This window comes from Rhizobium sp. BK289, assembly GCF_014193575.1.
In the GTDB taxonomy this organism is placed as follows: Bacteria; Pseudomonadota; Alphaproteobacteria; order Rhizobiales; family Rhizobiaceae; genus Rhizobium; species Rhizobium tropici_C.
The window spans coordinates 40,749-67,208 of sequence record NZ_JACHZO010000018.1 but is presented as its reverse complement, the minus strand read 5'-3'; the positions used below and the strand labels follow the sequence as shown (position 1 = coordinate 67,208).

Below are 26,460 nucleotides of genomic sequence, written 5' to 3'. Positions count from 1 at the left end.
TCGATCCCACGGCTGTCTGATGTAGTTCCATAAATCTGATTACCGCACCGAAGCCGTCGCGACATGTATAATGTATAGATATTTCAATAAGTTATATAAAAATGCGCCGCGGGCGGTCCAATCTCATCAAGAGCTCCGCTCTGGCTCTGGACCTCACTCAACGTCAATAATGAGCAAACAATAGCGGTCTGTGAACCTAAAAAGTGAGACGACAGGTTCTACCTGCCGACCTACCTTCCCGTCGGTATCATTTGATACATTTCCGGCACAGCTAAGCGACATCACACTGGCAATATGGCGCCAGTTGAAACAGCTTGGAGGCATGAAAATGTCGCTTGGACTTTGGCAGCTCCGTGAAGCCAAACGGGCATTAACGATCTTCTGTGAGGACAATAACCTCGCCTTCAATGATGACGTCGCCCTCAGGGCGGCGCACGAGCTACTGCGGATCGCGCAACAGCGCCCTGGCACCACGCAGCAACTTCTTCGTCACCTAGAGGAAGATACCGCTTCCAGATCAAAGCGCCAACTCTAGCTCGCTCTCCGCACCCTCGGGAATATGCGGATTTCATTGTAATGGCACTCATTACACACTGTTACATTTTGCGGGATCTGCGGCATAGCCGCGAGACAAGTCTTCGTTAATCTCCGCCTTCCCTTCAAGACTGTGCTCGCCAAGGGTTTGCAGCCGGACGCAGCCCTTTACTCATGGTGCTCTCAATGATGCGACGTTACCTTAAAGTTTGGTTCTCAATACTCCTCGGTTGCGGGGTCTTTGTACTGGCCGGCGCAAACGCCAATGTCGCGGTCCAGCAATCTGCCAAGGACCAGGATCCGGAGGTAAGCGTTCAGACACTGCAAAGACGGAACGTGACGCTCACGCGTGAATTGCCGGGAAGAACAAGCGCCCACTTGGTCTCCGAGGTCCGGCCACGAGTGACCGGCACTATTCGCCGCCGAGTCTTCGAAGAAGGGAGCGTCGTTCAGGCCGGCGACGTCATGTACGAATTGGATCGAACGCCTTTCGAAGCCGCATACCGAAATGCGCAAGCTGCATTACGACGGGCTGAGAGCGCCGTCCCCAGCTCGCGTGCTAGGTTTGATCGATACCAGCGACTGCGCGCCAGTGATATCGCAAGCCAACAGGATCTTGACGAGGCCCGCACCCAGTTGCTTCAGGCCGAGGCGGACGTAGCTGCGGCGAATGCAGCCTTAGAAACCGCTCGCATCGAGCTTGACTACACAACGATCGTGGCACCGATCGGAGGGCGCGTCGACGCCTCCAATGTCACGCAGGGTGCTCTTGTCACGCAGGACCAGGCCCAGCCCCTGACTGTCATTCGTCAACACGATATCGTCAATGTCGACCTCGTGCGGTCGAGTTCTAGCCTTTTGGCTTTGAACAAGGCGTTGGCGTCAAACCAGATCAGAACTCATGGCGAGTATGTTACCGTTGAACTCAGGTTGGAAGACGGATCGAGATATCCGCATCCTGGAAAGTTGCAGTTTTCCGGGTCAGCGGTCTCGGAATCGACGGGCATGGTCTCGCTGCGTGCTGTTTTTCCGAATCCGAGCGGCATCTTGATGCCTGGCATGTATGTACGCGCGCTCATCGAAGAGGGCTTCGTGCAGGGCAGTTTCCTGGTGCCCCAGCGCGCGGTTTCACGCAATCCGCAAGGACAAGCTACAGCAAAGTTCGTAACCGACGATATGAAGGTCGAAGAACGTGTTCTCACCGTCGACCGCACGATCGGAAATAGCTGGCTCGTAACAGGTGGCGTTTTCGATGGTGATCGCGTTGTCGTTGAGGGGGCCCAGCGAGCACGTATGGGGCAACAGGTTCGGACAAGGGTCGTCATCGTTGAAGACGAAACCGGTGAGCTGCGAGATGTCGTGGAGGCGCCAGCATCGTCGAGCGAGCCCAAAAGGAGCACTCAGGCCGCTGCTGGCTCACTACCTGTGTCGCTCCAGTAGGATCTATCATGTCTCGCTTCTTCATTGAACGTCCCATCTTTGCCTTTGTCCTTGCCATAGCGATCATGATGACAGGAGCTTTGTCGATCCCGGCATTGTCGATCTCCCAATATCCGCAAATCGCGCCGACCGCTGTTCGGGTCACCGCGAATTATCCCGGAGCGGATGCGAAGACGGTCGAGGATTCGGTTACGAAGGTTATCGAACAAGGGATGACTGGGATCGACAACGTCGATTATGTCTCGTCGAGTTCCACGGCGACCGGTGAGGCCTCGATCACACTGACCTTCACCAGTGGAACTGACCCCGACGTGGCTCAGATGCAGGTTCAAAACAACCTTCAGCTCGTTGAAGCGCGTTTGCCGCAGGCGGTTCTGGACAGCGGATTGACGGTTTCGAAGTCGACAGCGAGCTTTTTCCTGATTGCCGCCCTTGCATCGCCCGATGGGCGGTTTAACGGCAACGATATCGCCGACTTTATCGATACTTTGCTCATGGACACGTTAAGACGCGTACCAGGTGTTAGCGAGGCACGGCTGCTCGGATCGGATCGATACGCGATGCGGATATGGGTTGATCCCGACAAGCTAGCTCAACACGGGTTGATGGTCAGCGACGTAACGCAGGCCGTGCAGGCGCAAAACACGCAGGTCTCGGCGGGGCAACTCGGCGCATTACCACAACGGCGAGGCCAGCAACTCAACGCAACGGTCACGGCAGGGAGTCGTCTGCAAACCGTCGAGCAATTCGAGGCTATCATCCTCAATGGTGCCGCAGACGGTTCCGTGATCCGCTTGAGCGACGTTGCAATGGTTGAACTCGGAGCGGAAAGCTACACCAATTCTAGCACGTATAGCGGCACGCCTGCCGCCGGTATTGGCTTCAGATTGGCATCCGGGGCCAATGCGTTGGAAACGGCAGAAAGCATTCGTGCCGAAATCGAGCGGCAAAGGGTCAATTTTCCACCGAATGTCGAAGTCCATTATCCATTCGACACGTCGCCCTTCGTTCGATTGTCGATCGAGGGTGTAGTGGCGACCCTGATCGAAGCCGTCTTTCTCGTCTTCGTTGTCATGTACGTCTTCCTACAAAATATCAGAGCGACGATAATCCCCACGTTGGCAATTCCTGTCGTGCTGCTTGGGACATTTGCTGTTCTCGGACTATCCGGCTACTCGATCAACACGCTCACTATGTTTGCGATGGTGTTGGCAATCGGCCTGCTCGTGGATGACGCCATTGTCGTCATCGAGAATGTCGAGCGGGTTATGGAGGAAGAGGATCTTGGCCCACGAGAGGCGACAATCAAGTCGATGGGCGAGATTAGCAGCGCTCTCATAGGGATTACGACCGTTCTGGCCACGATCTTCATCCCGATGGCCTTCTTCTCGGGGTCCGTTGGCATCATCTATAGGCAGTTTTCCGTTACCATTGTCACGGCCATGGTCCTGTCTGTCCTCGTAGCCTTGGTGCTCACGCCAGCTCTTTGCGCGTCGCTTCTCAGAAAACCGAAACATGGAATGGCAAAGGCTGCGCCGTTTAGATGGTTCAATTCCGGGTTTGCCAGCTTCACAGATCTGTATCAGCGGACAACACAAGTCCTGCTTCGCCGCATCGCTATTGGCGTCGTCATGTTCATTGCAGTCGCGGTTGGAGTTGCCTTTCTGTTCGCCAGGCTGCCTTCCGCCTTCCTGCCCGAGGAAGATCAGGGACGTCTTGTGACCGCAGTTCAGTTGCCGCCCGGCGCAACGGCGGATCGAACTCGGCGAGTTCTCGATCAGGTAATCGATCATTACCTGACGAACGAGCGTGAATACGTTGAGGGAATATTCGGATCGGTCGGCTTCAGTTTTGGCGGCCAGGGCCAAAACGTTGCAACCGTTTTCGTGTCGCTTAAGGATTTCGGGGAAAGGCAAATACCTGAGGCTTCGGCTGCGGCGATTGCTCAACGAGCTATGGCGGCGTTCGCGAAGATATCTGATGGCCGCGTAGTGGCACTTGCTCCTCCCGCCATTCCGGGCTTCGGGAACAATAACGGCTTCGATTTCTTCCTGCGCGACACAGGTAATGCTGGACACGAAGCCCTCATGGTTGCTCGCAACCAGCTGTTGGGAGCCGCGGCCCAAAATGAAAGGCTGAGAGGAACTCGTCCTAACGGACAGGATGACAGTCCCCAATATTCGGTAGCTATAGATCGTGATCGAGCAAGTGCGTTGGGTCTCAGTCTCTCGGATATAAACGCGACCCTATCTTCGGCTTGGGGAGGCACTTATGTGAACGATTTTCTGGACCGTGGGCGGATCAAGCGGGTGTACGTGCAGTCGGACGCAGATTTTCGCATGCAGCCGGAGGACTTTGAGCGTTGGCATGTTCGCAATAATCGCGGTGAAATGGTTCCCCTCTCATCCTTCTCGACGGGGCATTGGGGATTTGGTTCACCGAGACTGGAACGGTATAATGGCGTCTCCGCAGTTCAGCTGCAGGGTTCTCCCTCAACTGGGGTTAGCTCAGGTCAAGCGATGCAGGAAATCGATCGCATGGTCGATGATTTGCCAGATGAATTCTCGCATCAATGGACCAGTCTGTCAGCTGAAGAACGGCTCGCTGGAAATCAGGCTCTTCACCTTTACATCATCTCCATAGTTGTGGTCTTCCTGGCACTTGCTGCGCTTTATGAAAGCTGGACGATACCGTTTTCGGTCATGCTTTCAGTCCCTGTGGGAATTTTGGGAGCATTGGTCGCGGCGACCCAGTTCGGCCAGTTAAACGATATTTATTTCAAGGTGGGGCTACTTACGACGATTGGGCTCACAGCAAAAAACGCGATCCTGATTGTTGAGTTTGCCACAGCGGAGGAATTGAAAGGCAAGAGCCTCGTCGACGCAACGATTGAGGCTTCGCGTCAACGCCTTCGTCCTATCCTTATGACCTCCTTCGCCTTCATCTTGGGAGTCTTGCCGCTCGCAACCGCCTCGGGCGCGGGAGGAGGGAGCCAGAATTCTATTGGCATCGGAGTGATGGGCGGTATGATTTCCGCGACACTCCTCGGCATATTCCTAATTCCGGTACTGTATGTTGTGATCCGGAAACTGGCTGGCATTGGCAGGTCGAGATCACCTCGTGCTCAATCAATTGCGGACGTGCCTACGCAATAAAATTCAAATGTTGGAAGCTGATTCACCACAATCTGTGTACTGAATGTAGTTGCCGCTCAAGAAGCAGGTGGGGAATTATTGATGACGAACGTGAAGCTCTACCACGACGTCGCTGCTGGGTTGTGTAAGGTCAAATCGGATAACGGTTAGAAGAGCCGCCAGGCACTGGCAACACGGATCCTCCGGCTGTCTTCGGATCTCGAGTGTTGAAGCGCGGGAGCTGTTTGGAAAGGGTAAGAGGTGCTGCGTGGACTGAGACGAGCATGAGCCCTGGATCTATTGACGACGGCGGAAGCCTTGGAGGATGAGAGGCCGCGATATGGGGATGGCCACCGTCATCGCCGCCGCCTGATATCCTAACATCGGCACCGTCCATATCAGCCATTCCTGGTGCAGATGGCAGCGCTTGCCGGCATCGATGTCAAGACGGCTTTGGCGTCTGCTAAACCCTTTGCGAAATCGACCTGACGGCGGACTGCCGGTCGATGTGCTGAAAGACAAGTGGCTCGATGCCTGTACGGTGCTGGTGACGGTGACCTACGGTCCGAAGATCGATGATTTGCCGATTGCACAGGCGCTACGCCGCGGTTGTTTCTATGTCGGGGCGCGGCATCACAGCTTCCGATCGTCGACGTGGATAGGCGTGAGGCTGTTCTAGCGGCCACTAGCATTTTGAGAGAATAGAATGTGCATTGTAGCGGGAGGGCAGCTAGCTGATTTTGCCCACTGCCGGCCTAAATTGCTGGCTAGATGCGCAGACTGATCTTTGGGCGCAATACGACAGACAGGATCGTGATAAGTCGGCTGACATAACGATGTGCGATCTTCGCTCTGGCTGAAGGTGCGCGCCTTAAGTTGCCTCCTACAGCAACATACGAATCCAATCATCAACTGTTAGGGTTTAGCTGAACACCGATGACCAATTGAGGCCATCGGTGCGGTCGTCGCATTCAAGACCTGGAGTCCGGGTCGATTGGAAGCAACCCGCCGACTTTAACGTGGAAATGTCGGCAATATGTGCCAAGATTGTAGCAGGCGATACAAATCGCCCTCTTTGATCGTGCCCAGATGCCGACCACTGCCCGTCGACTTATCTTGTTAGCGCCCGAAAGGCCCAGAAGAAGAATGGGTTTCATGCCAATGTGTGCATCGTGTCTCGTCACTTTAACCATTGGCTGCCGTGAAACTTTGATACACTTTTTCGGCTGCGAAGAGCTGTAGGTTTGATGTATTCTCACGGTAAACGGGGACATCACCATGGACGCGGCCGCGCATATAGTTGTTGTTGATGATCACGGTGATATCCGGGATCTCGTTCAACAGTATCTTGAGCAACAGGGCTATAAAGTCACAGCCGTCGAAAGCGGCGCAGCCCTACGACGTCTGTTGGAAAAACAGACGGCGGATCTCATTGTTCTTGACGTGATGATGCCAGGGGAGGACGGACTTTCAGTATGCCGTCAGCTGCGTGCGTCCGCCGGGATCCCAGTGATTTTTCTCACCGCTATGGCCGACGACACTGACAGGATCATTGGCCTGGAGCTTGGCGCTGATGATTACGTCGTCAAGCCTTTCAATCCAAGAGAACTACTGGCACGCATTCGAGCGGTGCTGCGCAGATCCGGTAACCCTAATATGGCTCTCGCCGCGGCAAACCCGAAGAATGTCCGGGTGGGACCTTGGCGTGTGAATCTTGGTCGCCAGGAGATTTCTGGCGACGACGGCGTTGGCATTCCATTAAGTTCAGCGGAATTCCGGCTGTTAAAGGTCTTCATCGAGCGGCCGGGGCTAGTATTGAGCCGAGAGCAGCTTCTCGATCTAACAGTCGGTCGAACTGCTGACGTCTTTGATCGCACTATTGATAATCAAGTCAGTCGGTTGAGGAAAAAAATCGAAGACAACCCCAAAAACCCCTCAATCATCAAGACGCACTGGGGCGGCGGCTACAGCCTCTCCGTGGAAGTGGCTTCTGAATGATAAAGAAATGGACAAGAAGTCTCGCGGCGCAGTTTATCGGCTTCACCCTCGCGGCCTTGTTGATCGCGCAGGCCATTACATTCGTAATATCGTGGAACGAGCATTCGAAAGCATTGGATGCGGCCGCCAAGAGCGAGTTCTTCAGCCGCACTCGCACGATAACCCGCCTTGTCAATGACGCCGTTCCAAGTTCCAGGCAGCAGGTCCTCACCGCCAGCGAAACTGGAGACTCGCGTTTCTGGATGAGTGCTCAAGATCCCATGAGCGCGTCCGCATGGCGATTGGAGGCGGTGGAGCAATTCAGCAGGCCGCTTGAAAACTACGTTGACCTTGTGCGGTTCTTCGAAGGTGGGACGGCAGTGCCGCGGATTCCGAGCGCAAAAAAAGTCGCCTCATCCAACAATAGCGAAGATTGGAAGGCTCCGTTCCAGGAGCTATGGGCACTTCGCCAACCGGTCAAGTATCTTTATTTTGATGGAGCTCGCGGATACGGCATGGTCGTGAAGCTAGATGATGGCACGCATCTGAACGCGGCCTTCTATATGAAGCAAGGAAGCTGGTGGACCTCGACATCCTTAAGCTCGCTTGTTCTGACGGCTGCTGTACTCGCATTGATCGGGGTTCTTGTGGGCAACCGAATCGCCCGGCCTCTCAAAAGTCTGGCGATCGCTGCCGAGGCGCTTGGGCGGGGCGAGAACCTTCCACCTTTGGAGGAAACGGGGCCGGAAGAGGTTCGGCGAACCGCGTCTGCGTTCAATCGGATGCAAGCCCGCTTGCACAGGTTTATCGATGACAGAACGAAAATGCTTGCCGCAATCGGTCATGATCTGCGTACACCGCTCACTTCTCTTCGCTTGAGAACCGAGTTCGTGAAGGATGAGGAGATCCAGCGAAAAATGCTTGCGACCATCGAGGAACTGCAGGGCATGACTGAAGCGGCGATTGCCTTTGCGCGCGGCGAGTCAACAGAGGAAGAGACGCGTCCGATCCAACTTGAGGCTTTGATCGGCAGCATCTGCGACGATCAGGAAGATCTGGGGTACCCGGTGACTTTGGTTAGCGCCGACAAAATAACATATCGCTGCCGGCCCGACGGGCTTAGACGGGCGGTACGCAATATAGTTGAAAACGCTGTTCGATATGGAGGGGAAGCCAAGGTTTTGATTCTTCAAACGGCCGGCACGGTCGACATAGTCGTTGAGGATCGCGGACCCGGCATCCCTGAGGACATGAGAGAAAAGGTTTTCGCTCCATTTTTCAGGCTCGAGGTATCGCGGAATAAGCAAACTGGTGGGATTGGTCTCGGTCTGTCAATTGCGCGGGCAGTTGCTCGTCAGCATGGCGGCGATATCATGTTCGTCACCAAGGAGAACGGTATGCGGACAATTATTTCTCTACCACGTCATGACGATAGCGAAACAGGCCGAACTGCAAACGCAAAACGATGGAACGTTGGTGCAGCGATAATCGCCTCGCGCCGGCGACGACAAGTCAGGCCGATCAGTCTGCACACCAAGTGATCAATGGAGGCTCAGTGTTCTAAAAGCTTGGCCGGGACGCTAAAATCTACTGGTCCTAAGAAAGACCCTGCTGCCAAGCCTGATACACAGTCCTTATGCTAGGATGAAAACCCAGGCTGCGGGCGAGGGACGTATCGACATGCAGGTACCAGGGGTTTTCGAGAGGCTCGGAATTCGGCGCCAACCTGGATCCGACCATGCCCGCGAGTTCGTAGATGGAGGTGGGCGCCTCGTCGGCCAAGTTCACGATGCGCCGATCGAAATCACCTTTGAGCGCCATCGTGATTGCTTGTGCGATATCACGATGGTGGATCGTGCTCATGCGTTGGGCCGGATGCCAAGTGCTGACGTGCTTGGGAAGAGATTGGAGATGTCCGTCACCGTCGCCATAGACGAAGGGGAAGCGAAGGATGGACCAGTTCAACCCGCTTTCGCGCAGTTCCTTTTCCGCGGCAACCTTGCTTGCGGGATAGGCATGCTGGGGATCAACCGGGTCGTCTTCCCTTCCCGGATGCGGATTGTCCTTGTTGTAGACATGGCTGGTGCTCGACATGATGAACCGGGCGTCGGGAGCATGCGCCTTCACGGCGGCAATCAGGTTGCGTGTCCCATCGAGATTGCTCTTCCAGATGAGATCGGTGTCCCGCGTGCGGAAGACGGCCGCAAGGTGCACAATAGCGGAAACCCCTTGGACGGCGTTCGCCAGGGTTGAAGGGTCGAGAATATCGCCCGTTACGGCATCAATTTCTTCATCGCGGCTCTTGCCCGCCCGGAGCAGGGCTCGGCAAGCATAGCCGGTCTCCACCAACCGCGGCAGAAGTCGCTCTCCAACGAGCCCGGTGGCTCCGGTGATCAATACGGACATTTGCTCAATCCTTTCGCAACAGGGCCTGCAGTCGTTCGGTCGCTAATTTGAGGACACGGATGGTCGTTGCCAGATCGGCCTCGTCGATCCCGCCGAAGGCGGCATCGCGGATGAAAGAAAGATCAGGCATCCGGCGCCACAGCGCCTCGCCGGCGGCTGTCAAAGTCAGCAGACGTTGACGCTGATCGCCCCCATCCGCGGTCTGTGCGACCAGGTCCTTGCGGACGAGCGTGGCGATGATTCCGCTCAGGGTCGCGCGTTCCAGTTCGAGTGCGCGACCGAGATCACGCTGGACGGACGGGCCGTTGTTGACGAGATACCAGAGGACATACCATTGCGTGGATCCCAGATCGAAGGGCCGCAAGCGTTCGTCCATGAGAGCCCGGCCCGCGAAGTAACACCGCTTCGTCCATGCTCCCACGGAGAGAATTTTGGTGTCCGCCTGATCCCGCATGAAAAGCCCACTTATTTCGTTCGCTACCATACGATAATTGCAAGGTAGCGAACGAATGTCAAGGCTCGATGCGTCGGACTCGGATGAAGCGATCCCAAGGGGCCGGTCAGAAAGCTGGACAGCCGTCTTAGACGTAAGCGACGCGATGAGGCCGGCAATGACTGTGATGACGACGACGTCGTTGGGGCGTTATCGCCACCGCTTCACATGCTCGACGAGCGCCCGAAGCTTCGGAGCGAGATTGCGCCGGCTGGGGTAATAAAGAAAGAAGCCGGCAAACGGAGGGCAATAGTCCTGAAGGAGAGGGACCAGTTGACCGGATGCGACATAGGGTTTGAACGTGTCTTCCATACCGAAGGTGATGCCGCCGCCGGCACAGGCCGTGCGGATCATAAGCCACATGTCGTTGGTGGTGATCTGCGGGTCGACAGCCACGTCGAACTCGCGCCCGTTGTCGCCGAATTCCCAGCGATAGGGTGCGCTGTGCGGCGCCGGTCGCCAGCCGACACAACGATGCGCCGAGAGCTCGGAAGGATGTTGAGGCTTGCCGAAACGTTCGATGTAGGACGGCGCAGCGAAGGCGCCCTGGCGCTGGTCGCCCGAGACTGGAACGGCAATCATGTCCTGATCGATGACTTCGCCCAATCGCACCCCCGCGTCATAGCCTTCCGCGACGATGTCGAATTCCTCATCCGTGACCGTCACGTCGATCTGAACTGAGGGAAAGGCATCCGCGAAACGCGCCAGAAGCGGCCCCGAAATGAACTGCTCGGCGATGGACGACACTGCCAGCCTCAATAGCCCGTTTGGCGCACTGTCGCGGTCCGCCGTCGCGTCGAGCGCCAGTCCGACTTCGGAAATCGCCGGCGCCACCCGATGATACAGTCGTTCGCCAGCCTCCGTGAGACTGACACTGCGCGTCGTGCGCCGCACGAGCGCGACGCCCAGCCGATCTTCAAGACGTCGGACAGCCTGGCTGACCGCTGGCCGAGTGACGCCCAGATTCTCCGCGGCCACACGAAAGCTGCGCGCTTCGGCGACAGCCAGGAAAACGGAAATGCCATTTAGATCGATTGCCATTGGTTAGATAGTTTTACCAGAGCGGTCATCATTGGGCAAATTGTCCGATCTCATCGAGGCGCCTACTTTGGATCTCACGAACTAGGACGCGAGGCCTGTCGACGGTGCACGCAGCTTCATCGCCGGTCGATGGCTCTCATCAAGCTCTCAGCAGCCAGGAAAGGACTGTACCATGACCATTCTTCCGATACGCCAGTGGGTCGCCGGCGCGAGCCGTAGAGCTCTGATCACACTGGCATTGCTGTCGCTCGCCCTGCCGGGCACAGCTATTGCAAACGCCACGGCAACGCAGGTGCAGGCTGCGGACAGTGCGGCTATCGAGCAACGAAACAAGGCGATCGTCGAAGCCGCCTTCGAAAAATGGCGCGGAGGCACCTATGTCTTCGGGGAGCTCCTCGCTCCAGACGTCGTCTGGACGATCCATGGTTCCGGGCCGGTCGCCGGCAGCTATCGCAACCAGAAGGACTTCATCGAGAAGGCCTCGCGTCCCCTGACCAGCCGGCTCGCGACTCCGATCGCGCCGGAGGTGCACAACATCTTCGCCGACGGGGACACGATCATCATCCGCTTCGACGGAACGGCAACCACGACGTCGGGCGCACCTTATCGCAACCAGTTCGTCTGGATACTCAAGATGAAGGACGGCCTCGTCGTCAATGCGGAGGCCTTTCTAGACCTCGTTGCTTATCAGCAGGTGGTCGACAACAACGCCCCGCGGTCCCAATGACCGACGCCTGCGGTTCGGAAGACCTGAGCGTATGCCGACCGATAGCCGCGCATCCGTGCGCCATGGCTTCCAAACCGAGAACAGCAACGCTCAATGGAGCAGGACCATGCGACAGGCACTTGAAGCAATCATCACGGCCACCCTTTCGATCCAACCCGCAGAAGCACAGGAGGCCAATCCGCAGCCGCAACATCCTTACGTTGGCACGTGGGTCACCGACGACAACCATGTTCGCCACGAACTTCTGCCGAGCGGACGCTATATCGAAGCCCGCGGTCAGCGCGAGCGAGCTTATGAGGGTCGGTATGAAGTAGACGGGACGCATATCGAGTATTGGGACGACACCGGCTTCACCGCTGATGGCGATTTCGTCGATGCCAACACTCTGCATCATGGCGGCATGATCTTGCGGCGCAAGCCGGCGACACCGTAAACACCGGGCGAGCCTGCGCGATGCGAAACGGGTCTGGGTGCCGCAGGTCTTCCTCAATCTACCTGATGGGACGGACGCCATTCACCGCCGCCCTGTCATCGTTGTTTTTCCACCTCTCGCAGGAGATCGATGAAGGCGCGTAACGTGGACGGCAGGTGCCGGCTGCGCGGATAATAGAGTGCCAGGCCCGGTATCGGCGGGCACCATTCATCAAGTACGGTGAGCAACTGGCCGGACGCCAGAAACGGCCGTGCGAAATACTCGGGCACATAGGCAATACCGCGCCCGTCCACCGCCGCCTGCACGAGAAGATCATTGTCATCGAGGGTGAGATTGCCCTGGACGTTGATCGCCACTTCGGCACCGCGTCTGGAAAATTCCCAGCGATAGCGCTTTCCACTGGGCAGACGTTGGCGGATGCAGCGATGCGCATGTAAATCGTCGGGCATGTTTGGCCTTGCCTTGCCGTCCAGATAGGACGGCGCCGCCACGGTGATGAAACGGACGTCGCCTCCGAACTTCACTGCGACCATATCTTTCGGGACGGCTTCCAGCAGACGTACCCCCGCGTCGAAACCTTGTTCCACGATATCGACGAGCCGACCTTCCGACACGAGATCAAGCTCGACATCTGGATAAAGATCCAAGAAGCGCGGCACCACGTCTGAGAGCAAGATGCGGGCACCGCTTTTGTTCGCATTAATCCTAAGTGTGCCGCTTGGAGTGCCGCGCTCCTCCGAGAACGTGTCGAGCGCCCGATCGAGTTCCTGCAGAACCGGGTCGAGTCGCGCGAGCAGGCGCGCGCCGGCCTGCGTCAGAGATACGCTGCGTGTCGTCCGATTGAAGAGGCGGACGTCCAGCTTTGCTTCCAATCCGATGATCGCGTGGCTGAGGGCGGAGCGCGAGACCCCCATGATGTCGGCCGCTCTGCGGAAGCTTTTGTGATTGGCAACCGCGGCAAAAGCGGCAAGGTCATTCAGACTAGGGCGCATCATTCGTGATTTATCCTCACCACTTCATCTCAAATTGGCAGCCTTATATCACCAATCGTGCGGGTCTACATTCGGCGATGAACAGATGAGGAAAATCACATGCCAAAGACATGGTTCATTACCGGCGCTTCTTCCGGACTCGGTTTCGAAATGGCGCAGCAGTTACTCGCCCAAGGGCACAAGGTGATTGCAACGCTCCGCCGCTCAGGACCACTGACGCAACTTGAGCAGGAATATCGCGAGCACCTGGATACCATTCAGCTTGATGTGATCGAGCCGGAGAGCATTGTCTCGGCCGTCGAAGGAGCCTTTAAGCGGCATGGCCGCGTAGACGTGATCGTCAGCAACGCGGGCTATGGCCTGTTCGGTGCTGCGGAAGAGCTCACGAATGAAGAGATCGACCGGCAGATCGCCACCAATCTTACCGGATCCATTCATCTGATCCGTGCTGCACTGCCCCTTCTTCGAAAGCAAGGCGGCGGGCGGATCGTTCAGGTCTCGTCCGAAGGTGGGCAGATCGCGTATCCCGGGTTCAGCCTCTATCATGCGACCAAGTGGGGCATCGAGGGCTTCCTCGAAGCCGTGGCACAGGAAGTGGCTCCGTTCGGCATCGACGTCATCATCGCCGAGCCGGGACCAACCGGCACGAATTTCGGAGCCAATCTCGTCTGCGCGAAACCGATGGATGCCTATGACGAAACTCCTGCCGGCGCCGTTCGCCGGGCGATCACTGAGGGTAGCTTCGAAATCAGGGGAGATGCGGCGCGCACCGTGTCCGCAATCATAACAGCCGCCGAGAGCGAGACGCCGCCATTGCGGCTGGCGCTGGGCAGCACGGCCTATTCCTCGATCTCACAGGCGCTGTCCGCGCGCCTCGCCGCCCTTAAGGCGCAGCGGGGAGTGGCGAATTCCGCCGATAGGCAGGATCTGTGAAGTGCAGCAACGGCTGGGACACACAGATCTCACGCACAGGAAAGGAAACAGCATGTCCGTTCAATCAGCTATATTGGCGCTTGTGTTGACTGTGTCATCTTCTGCATCCGCGCAGACAGCAGCGGAGAACCAAGTCGTCGGAACCTGGCGTATGATGTCGGCGACGATCGACCCCGGCGGCAGAAATATCGCTGCTTATGGAGAAAAGCCCAACGGGCTTCTCGTCTTCACGCCCGATATGCACTTCGTGGAAGTTCTGACCGACGCCGATGTCCCGCGGTTTGCTTCCAATGTCCGCGGTGGGGGGACGGACGATGAAAATCGCATGGCCATGTCACGCAGCATCGGGTTCTTCGGCACCTACACCATCGATGAGAAGGGAGAATTCAGCGGAAACCGCGTCGAGGGATCGACATTCCCGAACTGGATTGGCAGCGTGCGAACACGTGATGATCTCACGCTCGTCGTCGATGGCGACCGCATGACTGAACAATTCCGCAGGCCGGAAGGCATCGAAATCAGGATCGAATGGCAGCGGGTCAAATGAGGCACTGAAGGGCGGTTCCCCTGAGGCCTCGACCTTCGAGCGTGCGCCATTCAGTCCTTCGCCTCCCAGTCGTAGCTTCTCATGAAATCGAGAAACGCACGCATGGCGGCGCTCGGAAGTCGGCGGCTGGGGTAGTATAGAAACCAATGCGGCAAGGTCGGGCTCCAGTCGGAGAGAAGCTCCACCAGCCGGCCGGTTTGGATATGCGGCTTCGCATAGTCGTCGAAGACATGGGCTATTCCTCTGCCCGCCAGCGCAGCTTGCAGTTCATTGTGTGCGGAGCTGACCGTCAAGCGGCCGGTTGGAGTGACTTCGATCTCTTCGCCCCCCTCGGAAAATCGCCAGGTAACGAGGGTGCCACCTGGGAAACGACGTCTTATACAGTCGTGATCAACAAGCTCGTGTGGTGTCTGCGGCTCTCCGCACCTCTTGATGTAGCCGGGCGAGGCGACGATTGCATAACGAAGCGCGGGCCCGAGTGGCAGCGCGATCATGTCCTGGGCCAGCTGCTTGCCGAACCTGACGCCGGCATCGAAACCCTGTTCTACGATATCGATGACGGCCGCATCGCTGATGATCTCGATCTTCACCTCGGGATAAACGTCCATGAAGTCGAACACCAGTGGGCAAAGAAAATGATCGACAGCCGGCGCCGGCGCGTTGATCCTAAGCGTTCCAGACGGACTATCCCGTAATTCGTCCACCTCGGCGATGGCGAGCCGGATGTCGCTCAGTGCAGGCGCCAGACGTTCCAGAAGGCGCTGTCCTGCCTCCGTTGGGAATACGCTCCTCGTCGTTCGGTTGAGGAGCCGGATACCCAGAGCCTCTTCCAGCCCATTCATCGTTTGGCTCAAGGCCGACGACGACACGCCTCGCTCATGTGCGGCTGCGCGGAAACCACCACAGCGCACGATGGCCACGAACACATCGAAGCTGTCCAGGCGAATAGGATCCATTGCAAAGTTTTTCTAATCAAGCCGATAAACTTAAAGCAGGTTATCAGATCAATTGCCCCATGTCATGGTTGATGCCGAGCTCAACGCGGTGCTTGATGTTTGCTTTCACGGTCAATTCGACCCGTGCGAAGCGATGAAGCAATTGAGCGCCCACACGGAGGAAAACCTGATGAGTGCCTTTACCCTCAACAGACGTGCCATCATGCTGTCCGCTGTCGCCGGCGCATCGACCATGTTCATCCCAAGCCTGGGTGGCTCCAGCAGCGCCAACGCCCAGGCCGCGTCCCCGGTGACGGGCAATGCCGGTCACTACCGCTTCCGCGTCGGAGACATCAGCGCGACTGTCTTGAGCGATGGTGTGATTGGTGGCCCGCCTCGCGTCTATGCCAGCAACGCGCCGGAAGCCGAGCTTCAGGAGGTCCTGCGTCAAGCATTTCTGCCGACCGACCACATGACCCTCAATCTCAACACCCTGCTAATCGAAACCGGCGGTCGACGGATTCTGATCGAGGCCGGAGCCGGCAAGACCATGGGCCCGAATGGCGGCCGTATCTTCGATAACCTCGCGGCGATCGGCCTCGGTCCTGCAGACATCGATGCGATTGTCGTCTCGCATACCCATCCCGACCACGTCGGCAATCTGAGAACCGCAGACGGCGGCAAGGCCTTTCCCCGCGCCACGGTGTTTGTTCCGAAGGCCGACTGGGACTTCTTCGTCCGCACCGATCCGGATCTCTCCTACATGCCTGTGCCGGAGGAATTCCGTTTGCGCTTTGCGGCAAACATCAAGAACAGCCTTGGGCCGTTTGCGAACGATGTCGAGCTTTATGAAGCCGGCGCCGAGATCGTGCCGGGTCTGACGACGATCGCCGCATCCGGTCACACGCCGGGCATGGCCACCTTTCTCGTCCATTCCGGGAGCGACCAGTTGCTGCTGACAGCAGACCTTGCCTATCACCCTGTTGTCAACGTCGACAGGCCCTGGCTTCCGGGCCCGGACCGGGACAAGGAAACGGCCTTTTCCTCGCGCCGGCGCATTTTCGACAGGGCGGCCGCCGAGCGCATGCCCGTTCTTGGCTTCCACTATCCGTTCCCCGGCCTCGGCCGGATGCTGAAGACCGATGGCGGCTACGCCTGGGTTCCCGCCAACTGGCAGTTCTGACGCTCAGAAACAGGAAACACCTATGGAACAGTTGAATATCAACAGACGCGGCTTTCTCGGCACGATGGGTGCGGCGGCAACAGGGTTGGCTCTCGCCACCCACGCTACCGCGCAGACCTCGGGAACGAATGCGGCGTTGTCAGCTTCTGGAGCAAATCAGGATGTCCTGACTCGCACATTGCCACGCACCGGCGAACGGGTCACTGCCCTGGGTCTCGGAACCTTCCTGACCTTCGACCTCAAGCCCGGGGATCGCCGGGACGCTCTCCGCCAAGTCTTCAAACGTTACGTCGCCGCAGGCGGCCGCGTGGTCGACACATCACCTCTCTACGGCTCGGCCGAAGTCAGCGTCGGCCAGTTCATGGGCGAGTTTGAAGGATCCGACGAGTTGTTCCTCGCCAACAAGGTCTGGTCGAGGGGAGAATATCTTGGAGACGAAAGCCACGCGATCGAAAGCTTTCGGCAGTCGCGCATGCGGACATGGCGTGACACAATCAATCTCATGCAATGCCACAGCATCACCAATGCGCCGGTCATCATTCCGCTGATGAAAGCCTGGAAGAAGGAAGGGCTCATAGGCCACGTCGGCGTGACCCACCACGAGTCGGCGGCGCAGGACCAGTTGCTGGCCATCATCCAACGCGACGATGTCGGTTTCATCCAGACCAACTACTCGATCTTCAACCGCGACGCAGAGAGGCGCTTGCTGCCGGCCGCCGCCGACAAGGGCGTCGGCGTCCTGATCAATCTGCCGCTCGAAAAGGCGCGGCTGATGAAGGTAGTCGAGGGGCAGCCGCTTCCCGGTTTCGCAGCCGAATTCGGTGCGACGAGCTGGGCGCAGTTCTTTCTGAAATGGGTCATGGCGCATCCGGCCGTCACGAGCGTACTTTGCGGTACGTCCAACCCCGACCACATGAGCGACAATGTCCAGGCGATGACGGGGCCGCTACCTGACGAGCGCATGCGCGCCCGCATGGTCGCACATATGGAGACCCTTCCCGGCTTCGGCTCCATCGGTACGATGCCGTGGTATCCCGGCAAGGAGAACATGTATTCCGGCCTGATCCGAGAGGCACAGGCCAACGCCGCGCAGCGCCTGCAGTAACGGCGCGTCGATTAACCCGCCATCACACCGGGAGACCGGACTTGCCCTCCACCAGACGCTCGCTTCTGATGGCCTTTCTGACGCTGCCTCTCATCGAGGCGGCGAGAATGAGGGCGTTTGCGCACGTCGCTCCCGAACTGCCGCTCACCCCCGCATGTGACGATGAAGACGAACTGACCCTCGAACGGGAAGCCGGTCCCTTCTTCAGGCTGAACTCACCGCTCAATCGGGATCTCTATTCGGATGCACCCGGAGGCGAGCGAATAACCGTCGCCGGTTTCGTGTTTGACAATCGTTGCCGGCCGCTTGGCGGCAGCCTTGTCGAAATCTGGCACGCGGACGAAAACGGCGACTATGACAGCGTGGGCTTCCGCTTGCGCGGATACCAATTCGCCGACACGCAGGGACGCTGGTGGTTCAACACCATCGTGCCCGCGCTATATCCCAGACGAACGCGTCACTTCCATTTCAAGGTCCAGCGTCCCGGTGGGCGCCTCCTGACCACGCAGCTCTATTTTCCCGGCGAGGCGAGGAATGCCGGAGACAGATTGTTTGATGAGGCACTGCTCCTCGACATCAAGCAAACCGGCGATGGAAAGTTTGGACGGTTCGATTTCGTGATCTAACGAGGAAAGCCGCTAGGGAGGGGAGTGTTTAGTCGCCAGCCTACTTTTTCCAAATTCGGCCATTGAGCTCTTTTACGGAGCCTCGTTGACAGAGACAAGCCGTCCTCACGCATTATTGGTTGTTTGAAATTGCTTGCCGGACGTCGTGATGCCCGACGTCCAAACACAGCAAGGGTTCAAATCAGGCGTTGAAGCCCGCGTCTACACTGAGAACCGCGCCGGTAATCAGACTTGCAGCGGGACCCGCCAGGAACGCCACCGCGCTGGCGACTTCACGGGGCTCGCCGAAGCGCCCAAGCGAGGTGAGGCTCCTCTGATAGTCAGCATTCTCACCATTGGCGGGATTCATTTCCGTGTCAGTTGAACCCGGTAGAACGAGATTGACGGTGATGCCTTGAGGTCCGAGTTCGCGCGAAAGGCCCCGAGTGAACGACAGAAGTGCCGACTTCGACATCGCGTAAGCCGTCACACCCGGGAAAGGAACGCGCTCTGCAAGAGAGGAGCCGAGAGAGATGATCCGGCCACCGGATGAAAGATGCGGGATTGCTGCCTGCGCAAAAAGGACCGGGGCGCGAACGTTCACATCAAGCATGGCCTGCAGGTCGACGAGTGCCAGATCCGCGGTCATGCCGGCGGTTCCGATACCCGCGCTGTTGACGAGGATATCAAGCCCTCCAAGTGTGTCGACGGTCTGGCCGACGGCGCGGCGGATGGCGTCCGGGTCGGCACTGTCGGCTTGAATGGCAAGCCCACTGCGGCCTTTTTCCTCGATGGTCTTGACCACTGACGCAGCCCTGTCCGCCGAACGCTGATAGGTGAAGGCGACATCCGCGCCCTTCTCAGCAAGAGCAATTGCAATCGCAGCGCCTATTCCGCGAGAGCCGCCGTTCACCAAGGCGCGTTTTCCAAGCAATTCCATGATCTTTCCTTTTATGCAGTGATCGATGTAGAAATACGTATGGCCATTGCAAACCGCCGTCAACTGAATTATGCAGTGGTCGATGCACAATAATTCTCCATCGTCACCTAAAGCTTCAGAACGGCCCCTCCGCTCGCGCGGTCGACCGCGAGAATTCGACCGCGTTACAGCACTCGCCAAAGCGACAAGACTTTTTTGGACCAAAGGCTACGAGGCAACTTCCATCGCTGATCTGACGGATGAGATGGGGATCGGCACGAAGAGCCTCTATGCTGCCTTCGGTTCGAAGGATGAGCTCTATGCCGAAGCGCTTAAGTACTATTACACGACCTACGAGGGGCTCGTATGGACGCGGTTCAGAAAGGCGTCCACTGCGAAAGAGGCGGCTCTCGCATTCCTCGAGGATTCCGCGGTCGCGATGACCGGTGGAGATTGCGATCTGCCTCGCGGGTGCATGGCGACACTCGCCACCGTGGGCAGTGAAGGACACTCCGACCTGAGCGAACTCATGCGAGCGACCCGCGCAGGTGGTTTCGACATCCTCAAGGCGCGCTTTGACAGAGCAAAGAGCGACGGTGATCTTGTCCCCTCGGCAGATACGACGAGGCTGGCAAGGTTCGTGCAGATCGTCCAAAGCGGCATGGCGATCCGCGCTCGCGATGGAGCGGAACGGGTCGAACTGCATGCCGCGGCGGAAATGGCGCTGTCCGGCTGGGAGAATATGGCCGGTAACGTCGATCAGCACGCGGAGCGCAGGGCCTGAGCGTCGACCCGAACCGATAAGAATTTTGGATGGTTCAACTCTGCTCTTCTTATGAAGAGCGGAACGAGCTTTCTGCGAAACGGCTTGGCGAGCAGCCGACGGCGCGGGTGAAGGCAGTGCTGAACGCACTTGCCGACTTGTAGCCAATTGAAAAGGCGATCTCCTCCACCCTTGCCGTCCCAGACTTGAGGGCCTCCTTCGCAAGCGCCATGCGCCACCGCAAAAGATACGAGATTGGTCCGATCCCGACGAGCGATTGGAAACGGGTAGCCAAAGCAGAGCGGGAAACACCGCAAAGCTTTGCCAGAGCTCCGACCGTCCAATCTTGCCCAACATTTTCGTGCATGGCCCGAATGGCTTTGGACGTAACGGGGTCGCGAAGGCCGGCGAGCAGGCCCGGACCGGCGGCTCCCTGACTTTGTTCCGGAAAATCCGAGGCCGGCATCCTGAGAATCTCGACCAGCGTCAGTTCGACGAGACGGATGATGATGAATTCGCTTGCCGGCCCAGGGTCGCGGGCTTCGGATTCTATTAGCGTGAGCAGGTTGTGAAGCCGGTGGAGTTTGGGCGAATGCGAGGGTATCTGAACCATGGGCGGAAGAAGCCCTGCCAGGAGATCCTCGTTGGCTGCTGAGAACAGAAATTTGCCCATGTGGAGCGAAATCTGCCTTTCCGGACCGGAGCCCAGCTTCAAGCGGCCCCCCTGTTTAGCGGCCACCGCGGCGACGCTGTCCAATGGCTCTACTTCCTGACTTGAGGTCAGTGTAAAGGAAAGCGTTGTGCGCAGCAGCACGAAGTCGCCCTTTTCCAGCAGCAACGGATCGCAACCGGGTCGTATCAACTGACAATTGCCGCCTTCTATCCAGAAAAACAAAAGATCTCCCAGCGCCGGAAAGCTCAGGCCCCAGTCACCGGCGGCGTCCATGCCTCTACCCAAAAGAGCAGCGCGCGGTTGCAGCAGTCGAATTAGATCAAGAAAAGGATCCATTTTTGGGCTTTAGATAAAGTCTTCTGGAGTCTGCATTATGGAGCGTGCAGAAGCGATAGCATAGTTTGCCGGAGGATTTCACGAGACCCCTATACCTCGGGGCCGTTTCACCGGAGAATAATGTTGATCAAAGTCACTGCCGCCGATATTGACCGTTTTCTTGCCGAAGACGACGGCCAGCCCATCGTCATGCTGAACCTGCTTCGGTTCAAAGCTGACGGCGGAAGGCAGCGTTATCTCGACTACCTTGCCATGGCCGGTCCCATCGTTGCCCGCTACGGCGCCGAAATCCTTTTTGCCGGCGATGGGGCGACCGCACTCTGCGCCGAACCCGGCCAATCCTGGGATGCGGTGGCGCTGGTGCGCTATCCAAACCGGTCAACTTTCGTCGATATGATCGCCGACCCGGCCTACGCCGTTGCCGATCCAATCCGGATGTCGGCTCTGGAAGAAGCGGTGCTGCAGCCGATTAGCGTGATGAAACTCTGACGCAACTGGCGCTCTCGCATCCGAAAGGCTCAGGATCGTGCAGCTGAGTCCTTCTACCATAAGGTAACAGATCTAGACGCTTCCGATTGCACGCCCTGCCGCAGTCTTCGTCGCGTGATGCGATAGACGGCTGCGGGCGGGATATTGGCAAAGGTCCAGCCGACATACGTCGCCTTCAGGCCTAGACGGTCGAGCAAGGGTCTGGCAATCGGACATCGCGGTCCGTAGGTGAATTGGTAGAATGCTCCATTATGGCGTAGGAGCGAAAATGCCCCTTCCACGATCGCGAGCACCTTGCGCGACGGCATCGATAGAAGAGGAAGGCCGCTGACAACAGCACCCACAGGCGCCTTCGCGTGAATTGGCAACTTTCGCAACCGAGCAGCATCCATCTGAACAGTTCTTGCGGCTGGAAAGCGGTTGCTGAGCTGGTTCGCGAATTCCGCACCATATTCGACCAGCACGAGATTTTCTTCGGCAACACCCCGTTGCAGCAAGGCTTCCGTAAAGACCCCGGTTCCAGGACCCAACTCGATGACTGTGCCCGTCTGCGCCGATATCTCTGCGGTCATAAGGGAAGACAATGCGCGCCCTGACGGAGTGACGGAGGCAACGCGAAGGGGAGCAGAAAGCCACGCCCGAAAAAACAAAAATGCATCTGCAGTTCGGTTCATCATCGCTTGCTTGCTCCAAAAGCCGGGCGCGCTCGATATCGCCGCTGAAGCCGCCACACCGAGGCGACGAGCAGTTCCGCAGTAACAAGCAGGATCAGTATTTTCAGGGCGAGTGCGGACGAATTAATGCCGGGGATGGCCAGTACAGCCAGGTAACCGCCGGCAATAAACAAGCCGTTCCACAGGACGATGCCGATCGATGCGCCAGCGACAAACCGCAGCGTACTTGTGCCTAAAAGCCCAGCCGCCACCGGCGAGATCAATCGCACGGTAGGAATGAGCTGCGACAGGATCGTCAGCGCCCGTTCACGCTCGCGCAGGGAGGATAGTGTCCAGTCGATACGGGGTCGTGATAGTCCCACCCATCCACCGACAGAGTAGAGAAGCGCCGAAGTCCGCTTTTTTCCGACTGCACGCACGAGAAGATAGAGGCCGAGAGCTCCGATCAAGCTTCCAACCGTCGTCCCGATGACGGCAGTGTGGAGCGACCAGACCTCATCGTCGGCCGCAATACCTATGGCGACGAGGACCCCATAGGAGGGCAGGGCAGGCAAGAAACGCTCCGCAAGCCCGATCGCGAAGAGACCAAACATGCCATATAACGCAATCCAGCCGACAAGATTTCCGAGCGGGTCCATCTCTCACCCCTCCCGTCTGATCGTTGTCTCGTCCAGACTGGAGCGCTCGGGAAGAGGAACCTGCGCACTGAACGAGATGCCCGTGAGCTTCTCTGAAATCTCCCACAGCCTATGCGCCACATGCTTTTCCATCGCCTGTCGCGGAATCTGTGCTTCCGTTGGGTGACCACGGGTCTCGCTTAGCCTGTCAGGCCCGTAATAGCCGCCGCCGCGGGCATCGGAAGACGTAGCCGCAAACAGAGTCGGCAACGCGCCTTGTGCAACAGGCTGAAACAAAAACCACAAGAACGTCCTGAGGAGGCCTTGGGCACTATGGCGCCCAGGGGCATTGTGAAGCAGATCGGTGCGCGATACGCCTGGGTGGGCAGCGATACTGGTAACCCGCCAGCCCGCTTCTTCGCTCCGCCGTTGCAGTTCGAACGCAAACATTAGACATGCCAGCTTCGACTGAGTGTAGACAGGCATCGGCTTATAGCCACGCTCCGCTTGCAGGTCGTCGAAATTGATTGCGGCGCTTGCGCTTCGAACAGCAATGCTGGAAAGCGTGACGACCCGCGGGTACTGTGCCCGCATGAGCAGCGGCAGGAGCTGGCCCGTCAGGGCAAAGTGGCCGAGGTAGTTGGTGCCGAACTGCAGTTCGAAGCCGTCTTTGGTCGTCTGACGCGTCGGCGGCGTCATCACGCCGGCATTGTTGATGAGAACATCAATATGGTCGCGCGTTTCTTTCAGTCTTTTCGCCAGCGCCTCGATCGATGCGAGGCTGGCGAGGTCGACGATTTCAAGAGTGACCGATGACTGCGGCGCCCTTTCCTTGATGCGCCGAACGGCTTCGGCGCCTTTCGTTGGATTGCGCCCCGCGATGATCACGTCGCCACCGGCTTCAGCCATCGCAACTGCATCTTCGAAGGCCAGACCGCCCGTTCCGGTGATCAAGATCGTCCGGCTCTTCTGAGATGGCATATCGTTTAGTGTCCAGGGTTGTGGCATCGTCCATTCCTTCTGTTTCTAATGGGGCAAAAGCCGTCCGCCGAAGACGTGTTGTTGGAGCATGCCTTCGGCGGACGGACGGGAGATCGCCGTGGGGTGAAGCGACCTTTCGCGGCTCCAGAATGGGGTGGTTCCGGATCCGAGCCTATTCGATGGTATCGACCGACCTGCCGAGGCGGCGCCCGGCCCCTTCACCTCATCCAGGCCGGATGTTCGGGAGTTATCTCGCTGACAGCGTCCGGATCGACGACGTCAGCGCCAATACACGCCGCAGCGGTTGCCCATCAGGCGATGCCGCCATTCGCGAAGATGTTTTGACCATCGATCCAAGCCCCGTCCTGCGAGCAGAGAAGGCCGATAACATTGGCGATATCTTCCGGCTGACCCAGGCGACGAAGCGGGGTAGCCTCCGGTATGCCGCGAAGTGCCTCTTCCCCATGCTGGCGCAGGAGTTGAGTGTCGACGGCACCCGGCGATATCGCATTGACCGAAATGTTGCGGCCGCCCAGTTCCTTGGCAAGAACGTTTGAATAGATCTCCTGCGCCGCCTTGGTTGCAGCGTAGGCCGCCGTGGCGGGAGGGCTCATTTTGATGATACTTGAGCTCAGGCTAATGATCCGTCCGCCATCGCGGACCCGTCGTGAAGCCTCGCGCAACACGTTGAAACTTCCTTTGACGTTGGTGGCCATCATCCGGTCAAAGGCCTCGTCGGTCATCTGAGCGAAAGGACCAACGTTCATGATGCCGGCATTGTTGACGACGATGTCGACGCCGCCGAAGGCTTCGTCATTGGCATCGAAAAGAGCTTTGACTGCAGCTGGATCCGCAACGTCCCCCTGGCGGACGATGGCGCGACCGCCAGCCGCCTCGATGTCGCGCACGACCGCTTCGGCAAGATCCCGGTTCGTCAGATAGTTCACCGTCACAGCATACCCATCTCGCGCCAAGCGTCGGGCCGTCGCGGCGCCAATGCCGCGCGAAGAGCCGGTGACCACCGCGCCACCCTTGTCGCCGAGTCGCGTGCCAGCGTCGGACGTCTGCGCCGACGCAACGCTCGCCATGGCGAGAGCTGAAGGAACAGCGGCGGCCAGAGCCAGAAACGAGCGGCGAGAATTATCGGTATTAGACATCGTGGTATCTCCTTTGAGAAAGTTTCGAGGTGCCGCAGCCGTTGTCCGCAGCCGCGCTTCGCGCTCAGCGCTGGCGAAGGAAATTCGCGATCCGCTGGTCTGCGATCAGGTAGACAATCCCCGCCATGACGCTCGCCAGGGGTACGATGAGCAAACCGAGCGCGAGGCCATTGGGAATGTCGGCTGCTGTGGCCGCATCGCTGACGATGCCGACGATCAACGGGCCAAGCGCCGGACCGGCAAGACCGGAGCCGATCATGACGAGACTGGTCGCCTGTGCCTGACGCCCAGGACCGGCGATCAGATGCGCGGCGCCGAAGCCCCACGGAAGCATGAATGAAAACGAGAGCATTCCAGGCACGAAGAGTGCAATGGACATCCAGCCGGTCGGTGCAAACAGCGCCGCAGTCGTCGTTGCGCTGGCGATCAAGAATAAAATCGCCGGCGGACCGAGCACCTTGCCGGTGCCTGAGCGGACAGCATGATCAAACCAGCGTCCCCCGCCCAATGTCCCGATGATCCCCATCAACCCTTGCAACATGCCGAACGAAACGCCGACCTCTGTCGCGGTGAAACCGTAGGTGCGGATCAGAAACGGTATGGAAAAGGCGTAGAAAGGGGCACCTGCGAAGCCCAGGAAAATGGCGCCAGTGAACCAGCGGAACGCCGGAGACGACAACAGGTCAAGGCTGGTTCGCAGGAAGGGTTCATTGCGAGCGGCTTTGCCGTGAAGCGGTGGCGTGGGACCGGCGACAAGAATTGTTAGCAACCCGATCAAGATGCCGATGGCTCCGGCACCCATTAAAACCACGCGCCAGCCGAAGACGTCTGCAATCGCGCCGCCTGCGGCAAATCCCACCATCGTGCCGAGTGGGATGCCCATTGCGAACAGACCAATAGCGAGGCCGCGGCGCTCAGGTCGGATTTTGCGGACAATGAGAGCATGACCTGCGGGGACGGCGCCAGCCTCGCCGAACGCGACACCGAAGCGTGTGAGGGCGAGGAACATGAAACTGGCTGCAAAACCACCGAGTGTTGTCATGACGCTCCAGATCAGGACGCAGGACACCAGCACGAACCGCGGAGATCTCCGATCTGCTGCACGGGCAAGCGGCAAAGAGAGAAGCGCGTAGCAAACCGCGAAGGCGAGGCCGGTCAGTAGGCCCATCTCGGTGTCGGTCAGCGACAGGTCCGTTTTGATTTTCTCCACAAGGATGAAGGGAAGGATCCGATCGATCTGCGAGAACGCATTGATCAACAGAAGCACCATGCATATGGCGGCCATACGCAAGCCTTTTACATATTCCCGGCTGGAGGCATCAGGCGGTCCTCGTGTCTCTAAAGGGTCTATTGACCGAGCGACAAT

25 protein-coding genes and 1 pseudogene are annotated in these 26,460 nt (G+C 58.2%); 14 read left to right on the top strand and 12 right to left on the bottom strand.

Annotated features, from left to right (window positions below; translation table 11 throughout):
* Nucleotides 1-720: 720 nt before the first annotated feature.
* The 5 genes and pseudogenes from FHT84_RS27015 (at nucleotide 721) to FHT84_RS26995 (ending at nucleotide 8,626) form a co-directional block, all read left to right on the top strand.
* The gene (locus tag FHT84_RS27015; RefSeq protein ID WP_183765090.1) at nucleotides 721-1,974 is read left to right on the top strand and encodes an efflux RND transporter periplasmic adaptor subunit; all 1,254 of its coding nucleotides are present in this window, start codon (nucleotides 721-723) and stop codon (nucleotides 1,972-1,974) included.
* A gap of 8 nt (nucleotides 1,975-1,982) precedes the next feature.
* On the top strand, nucleotides 1,983-5,129 hold the full coding sequence (locus tag FHT84_RS27010; protein WP_112342983.1) for an efflux RND transporter permease subunit: 3,147 nt from the start codon (nucleotides 1,983-1,985) through the stop codon (nucleotides 5,127-5,129).
* A gap of 505 nt (nucleotides 5,130-5,634) precedes the next feature.
* Nucleotides 5,635-5,736: pseudogene (locus tag FHT84_RS31560) on the top strand (XdhC family protein); the annotation flags it as partial.
* Between the two features lie 650 nt (nucleotides 5,737-6,386).
* Entirely contained in the window at nucleotides 6,387-7,106 is a 720-nt protein-coding gene (locus FHT84_RS27000) for a response regulator (RefSeq protein ID WP_112342982.1), read from the top strand.
* Entirely contained in the window at nucleotides 7,103-8,626 is a 1,524-nt protein-coding gene (locus FHT84_RS26995; protein WP_112342981.1) for an ATP-binding protein, read from the top strand. The genes FHT84_RS27000 and FHT84_RS26995 overlap by 4 nt, the downstream gene beginning before the upstream one ends.
* 55 nt (nucleotides 8,627-8,681) lie before the next feature.
* Here the strand turns inward: FHT84_RS26995 and FHT84_RS26990 are convergent, their stop codons facing one another.
* The 3 genes from FHT84_RS26990 to FHT84_RS26980 form a co-directional block, all read right to left on the bottom strand.
* Entirely contained in the window at nucleotides 8,682-9,491 is an 810-nt protein-coding gene (locus FHT84_RS26990) for an NAD(P)-dependent oxidoreductase (protein ID WP_183765095.1), read from the bottom strand.
* Between the two features lie 4 nt (nucleotides 9,492-9,495).
* On the bottom strand, nucleotides 9,496-9,867 hold the full coding sequence (locus tag FHT84_RS26985; RefSeq protein WP_245430388.1) for a MarR family transcriptional regulator: 372 nt from the start codon (nucleotides 9,865-9,867) through the stop codon (nucleotides 9,496-9,498).
* Between the two features lie 267 nt (nucleotides 9,868-10,134).
* Nucleotides 10,135-11,025, bottom strand: a complete 891-nt coding sequence (locus tag FHT84_RS26980; protein WP_183765098.1) for a LysR family transcriptional regulator — start codon at nucleotides 11,023-11,025, stop codon at nucleotides 10,135-10,137.
* A 172-nt stretch (nucleotides 11,026-11,197) separates the two neighbouring features.
* Between FHT84_RS26980 and FHT84_RS26975 the strand changes: the two genes are divergently transcribed.
* Nucleotides 11,198-11,752, top strand: coding sequence for a nuclear transport factor 2 family protein (locus FHT84_RS26975; RefSeq protein WP_112342977.1), 555 nt, complete (start codon nucleotides 11,198-11,200; stop codon nucleotides 11,750-11,752).
* Nucleotides 11,753-11,858: 106 nt separating this feature from the next.
* Nucleotides 11,859-12,185 (top strand): Atu4866 domain-containing protein, encoded by a 327-nt coding sequence (locus FHT84_RS26970; protein WP_112343071.1) that lies wholly within the window; start codon nucleotides 11,859-11,861, stop codon nucleotides 12,183-12,185.
* Nucleotides 12,186-12,280: 95 nt separating this feature from the next.
* Here the strand turns inward: FHT84_RS26970 and FHT84_RS26965 are convergent, their stop codons facing one another.
* A complete protein-coding gene (locus tag FHT84_RS26965; RefSeq protein WP_183765101.1) occupies nucleotides 12,281-13,180 on the bottom strand; it encodes a LysR family transcriptional regulator in 900 nt (299 codons plus the stop codon).
* Between the two features lie 96 nt (nucleotides 13,181-13,276).
* Between FHT84_RS26965 and FHT84_RS26960 the strand changes: the two genes are divergently transcribed.
* Together FHT84_RS26960 and FHT84_RS26955 are read left to right on the top strand one after the other, a co-directional pair.
* Nucleotides 13,277-14,110 (top strand): SDR family oxidoreductase, encoded by an 834-nt coding sequence (locus tag FHT84_RS26960; protein WP_112342975.1) that lies wholly within the window; start codon nucleotides 13,277-13,279, stop codon nucleotides 14,108-14,110.
* 1 nt (nucleotide 14,111) lies between these two features.
* Complete coding sequence (locus FHT84_RS26955) at nucleotides 14,112-14,657, top strand: lipocalin-like domain-containing protein (protein ID WP_348628022.1); 546 nt, start codon at nucleotides 14,112-14,114, stop codon at nucleotides 14,655-14,657.
* 50 nt (nucleotides 14,658-14,707) lie between these two features.
* Here the strand turns inward: FHT84_RS26955 and FHT84_RS26950 are convergent, their stop codons facing one another.
* Complete coding sequence (locus FHT84_RS26950; RefSeq protein ID WP_112342973.1) at nucleotides 14,708-15,613, bottom strand: LysR family transcriptional regulator; 906 nt, start codon at nucleotides 15,611-15,613, stop codon at nucleotides 14,708-14,710.
* A gap of 169 nt (nucleotides 15,614-15,782) precedes the next feature.
* Here FHT84_RS26950 and FHT84_RS26945 point away from each other — a divergent pair, with 169 nt between their 5' ends.
* Genes FHT84_RS26945 through FHT84_RS26935 form a run of 3 tightly spaced genes read left to right on the top strand, consistent with a single transcriptional unit; the run spans nucleotide 15,783 to nucleotide 18,506 of the window.
* Nucleotides 15,783-16,775 carry an MBL fold metallo-hydrolase gene (locus tag FHT84_RS26945; RefSeq protein WP_112342972.1) on the top strand — a complete coding sequence of 331 codons (993 nt, stop codon included), beginning with the start codon at nucleotides 15,783-15,785 and terminating at the stop codon, nucleotides 16,773-16,775.
* A gap of 22 nt (nucleotides 16,776-16,797) precedes the next feature.
* On the top strand, nucleotides 16,798-17,880 hold the full coding sequence (locus FHT84_RS26940; RefSeq protein WP_183765104.1) for an aldo/keto reductase: 1,083 nt from the start codon (nucleotides 16,798-16,800) through the stop codon (nucleotides 17,878-17,880).
* A gap of 41 nt (nucleotides 17,881-17,921) precedes the next feature.
* Complete coding sequence (locus FHT84_RS26935; protein ID WP_112342970.1) at nucleotides 17,922-18,506, top strand: intradiol ring-cleavage dioxygenase; 585 nt, start codon at nucleotides 17,922-17,924, stop codon at nucleotides 18,504-18,506.
* Nucleotides 18,507-18,687: 181 nt separating this feature from the next.
* Here FHT84_RS26935 and FHT84_RS26930 read toward each other — a convergent pair whose 3' ends face one another.
* Nucleotides 18,688-19,428, bottom strand: coding sequence for an SDR family oxidoreductase (locus tag FHT84_RS26930; protein ID WP_181592383.1), 741 nt, complete (start codon nucleotides 19,426-19,428; stop codon nucleotides 18,688-18,690).
* 67 nt (nucleotides 19,429-19,495) lie between these two features.
* Here FHT84_RS26930 and FHT84_RS26925 point away from each other — a divergent pair, with 67 nt between their 5' ends.
* Entirely contained in the window at nucleotides 19,496-20,188 is a 693-nt protein-coding gene (locus FHT84_RS26925; protein ID WP_183765107.1) for a TetR/AcrR family transcriptional regulator, read from the top strand.
* Nucleotides 20,189-20,237: 49 nt separating this feature from the next.
* Here FHT84_RS26925 and FHT84_RS26920 read toward each other — a convergent pair whose 3' ends face one another.
* Entirely contained in the window at nucleotides 20,238-21,176 is a 939-nt protein-coding gene (locus FHT84_RS26920; RefSeq protein ID WP_183765110.1) for an AraC family transcriptional regulator, read from the bottom strand.
* Between the two features lie 123 nt (nucleotides 21,177-21,299).
* Here FHT84_RS26920 and FHT84_RS26915 point away from each other — a divergent pair, with 123 nt between their 5' ends.
* The gene (locus FHT84_RS26915) at nucleotides 21,300-21,665 is read left to right on the top strand and encodes a DUF1330 domain-containing protein (protein WP_210209430.1); all 366 of its coding nucleotides are present in this window, start codon (nucleotides 21,300-21,302) and stop codon (nucleotides 21,663-21,665) included.
* 53 nt (nucleotides 21,666-21,718) lie between these two features.
* Here the strand turns inward: FHT84_RS26915 and FHT84_RS26910 are convergent, their stop codons facing one another.
* The 5 genes from FHT84_RS26910 to FHT84_RS26890 all read right to left on the bottom strand — a co-directional run bounded on the left by FHT84_RS26910 (nucleotide 21,719) and on the right by FHT84_RS26890 (nucleotide 26,379).
* Nucleotides 21,719-22,342, bottom strand: a complete 624-nt coding sequence (locus FHT84_RS26910) for a methyltransferase domain-containing protein (RefSeq protein ID WP_112342965.1) — start codon at nucleotides 22,340-22,342, stop codon at nucleotides 21,719-21,721.
* On the bottom strand, nucleotides 22,339-22,977 hold the full coding sequence (locus FHT84_RS26905; protein ID WP_112342964.1) for a VTT domain-containing protein: 639 nt from the start codon (nucleotides 22,975-22,977) through the stop codon (nucleotides 22,339-22,341). The genes FHT84_RS26910 and FHT84_RS26905 overlap by 4 nt, the downstream gene beginning before the upstream one ends.
* A gap of 3 nt (nucleotides 22,978-22,980) precedes the next feature.
* A complete protein-coding gene (locus tag FHT84_RS26900) occupies nucleotides 22,981-23,964 on the bottom strand; it encodes an oxidoreductase (protein ID WP_112342963.1) in 984 nt (327 codons plus the stop codon).
* A 284-nt stretch (nucleotides 23,965-24,248) separates the two neighbouring features.
* Nucleotides 24,249-25,094, bottom strand: a complete 846-nt coding sequence (locus tag FHT84_RS26895; RefSeq protein ID WP_112342962.1) for an SDR family oxidoreductase — start codon at nucleotides 25,092-25,094, stop codon at nucleotides 24,249-24,251.
* 64 nt (nucleotides 25,095-25,158) lie between these two features.
* Entirely contained in the window at nucleotides 25,159-26,379 is a 1,221-nt protein-coding gene (locus tag FHT84_RS26890) for an MFS transporter (protein ID WP_246698645.1), read from the bottom strand.
* Nucleotides 26,380-26,460: the final 81 nt, after the last annotated feature.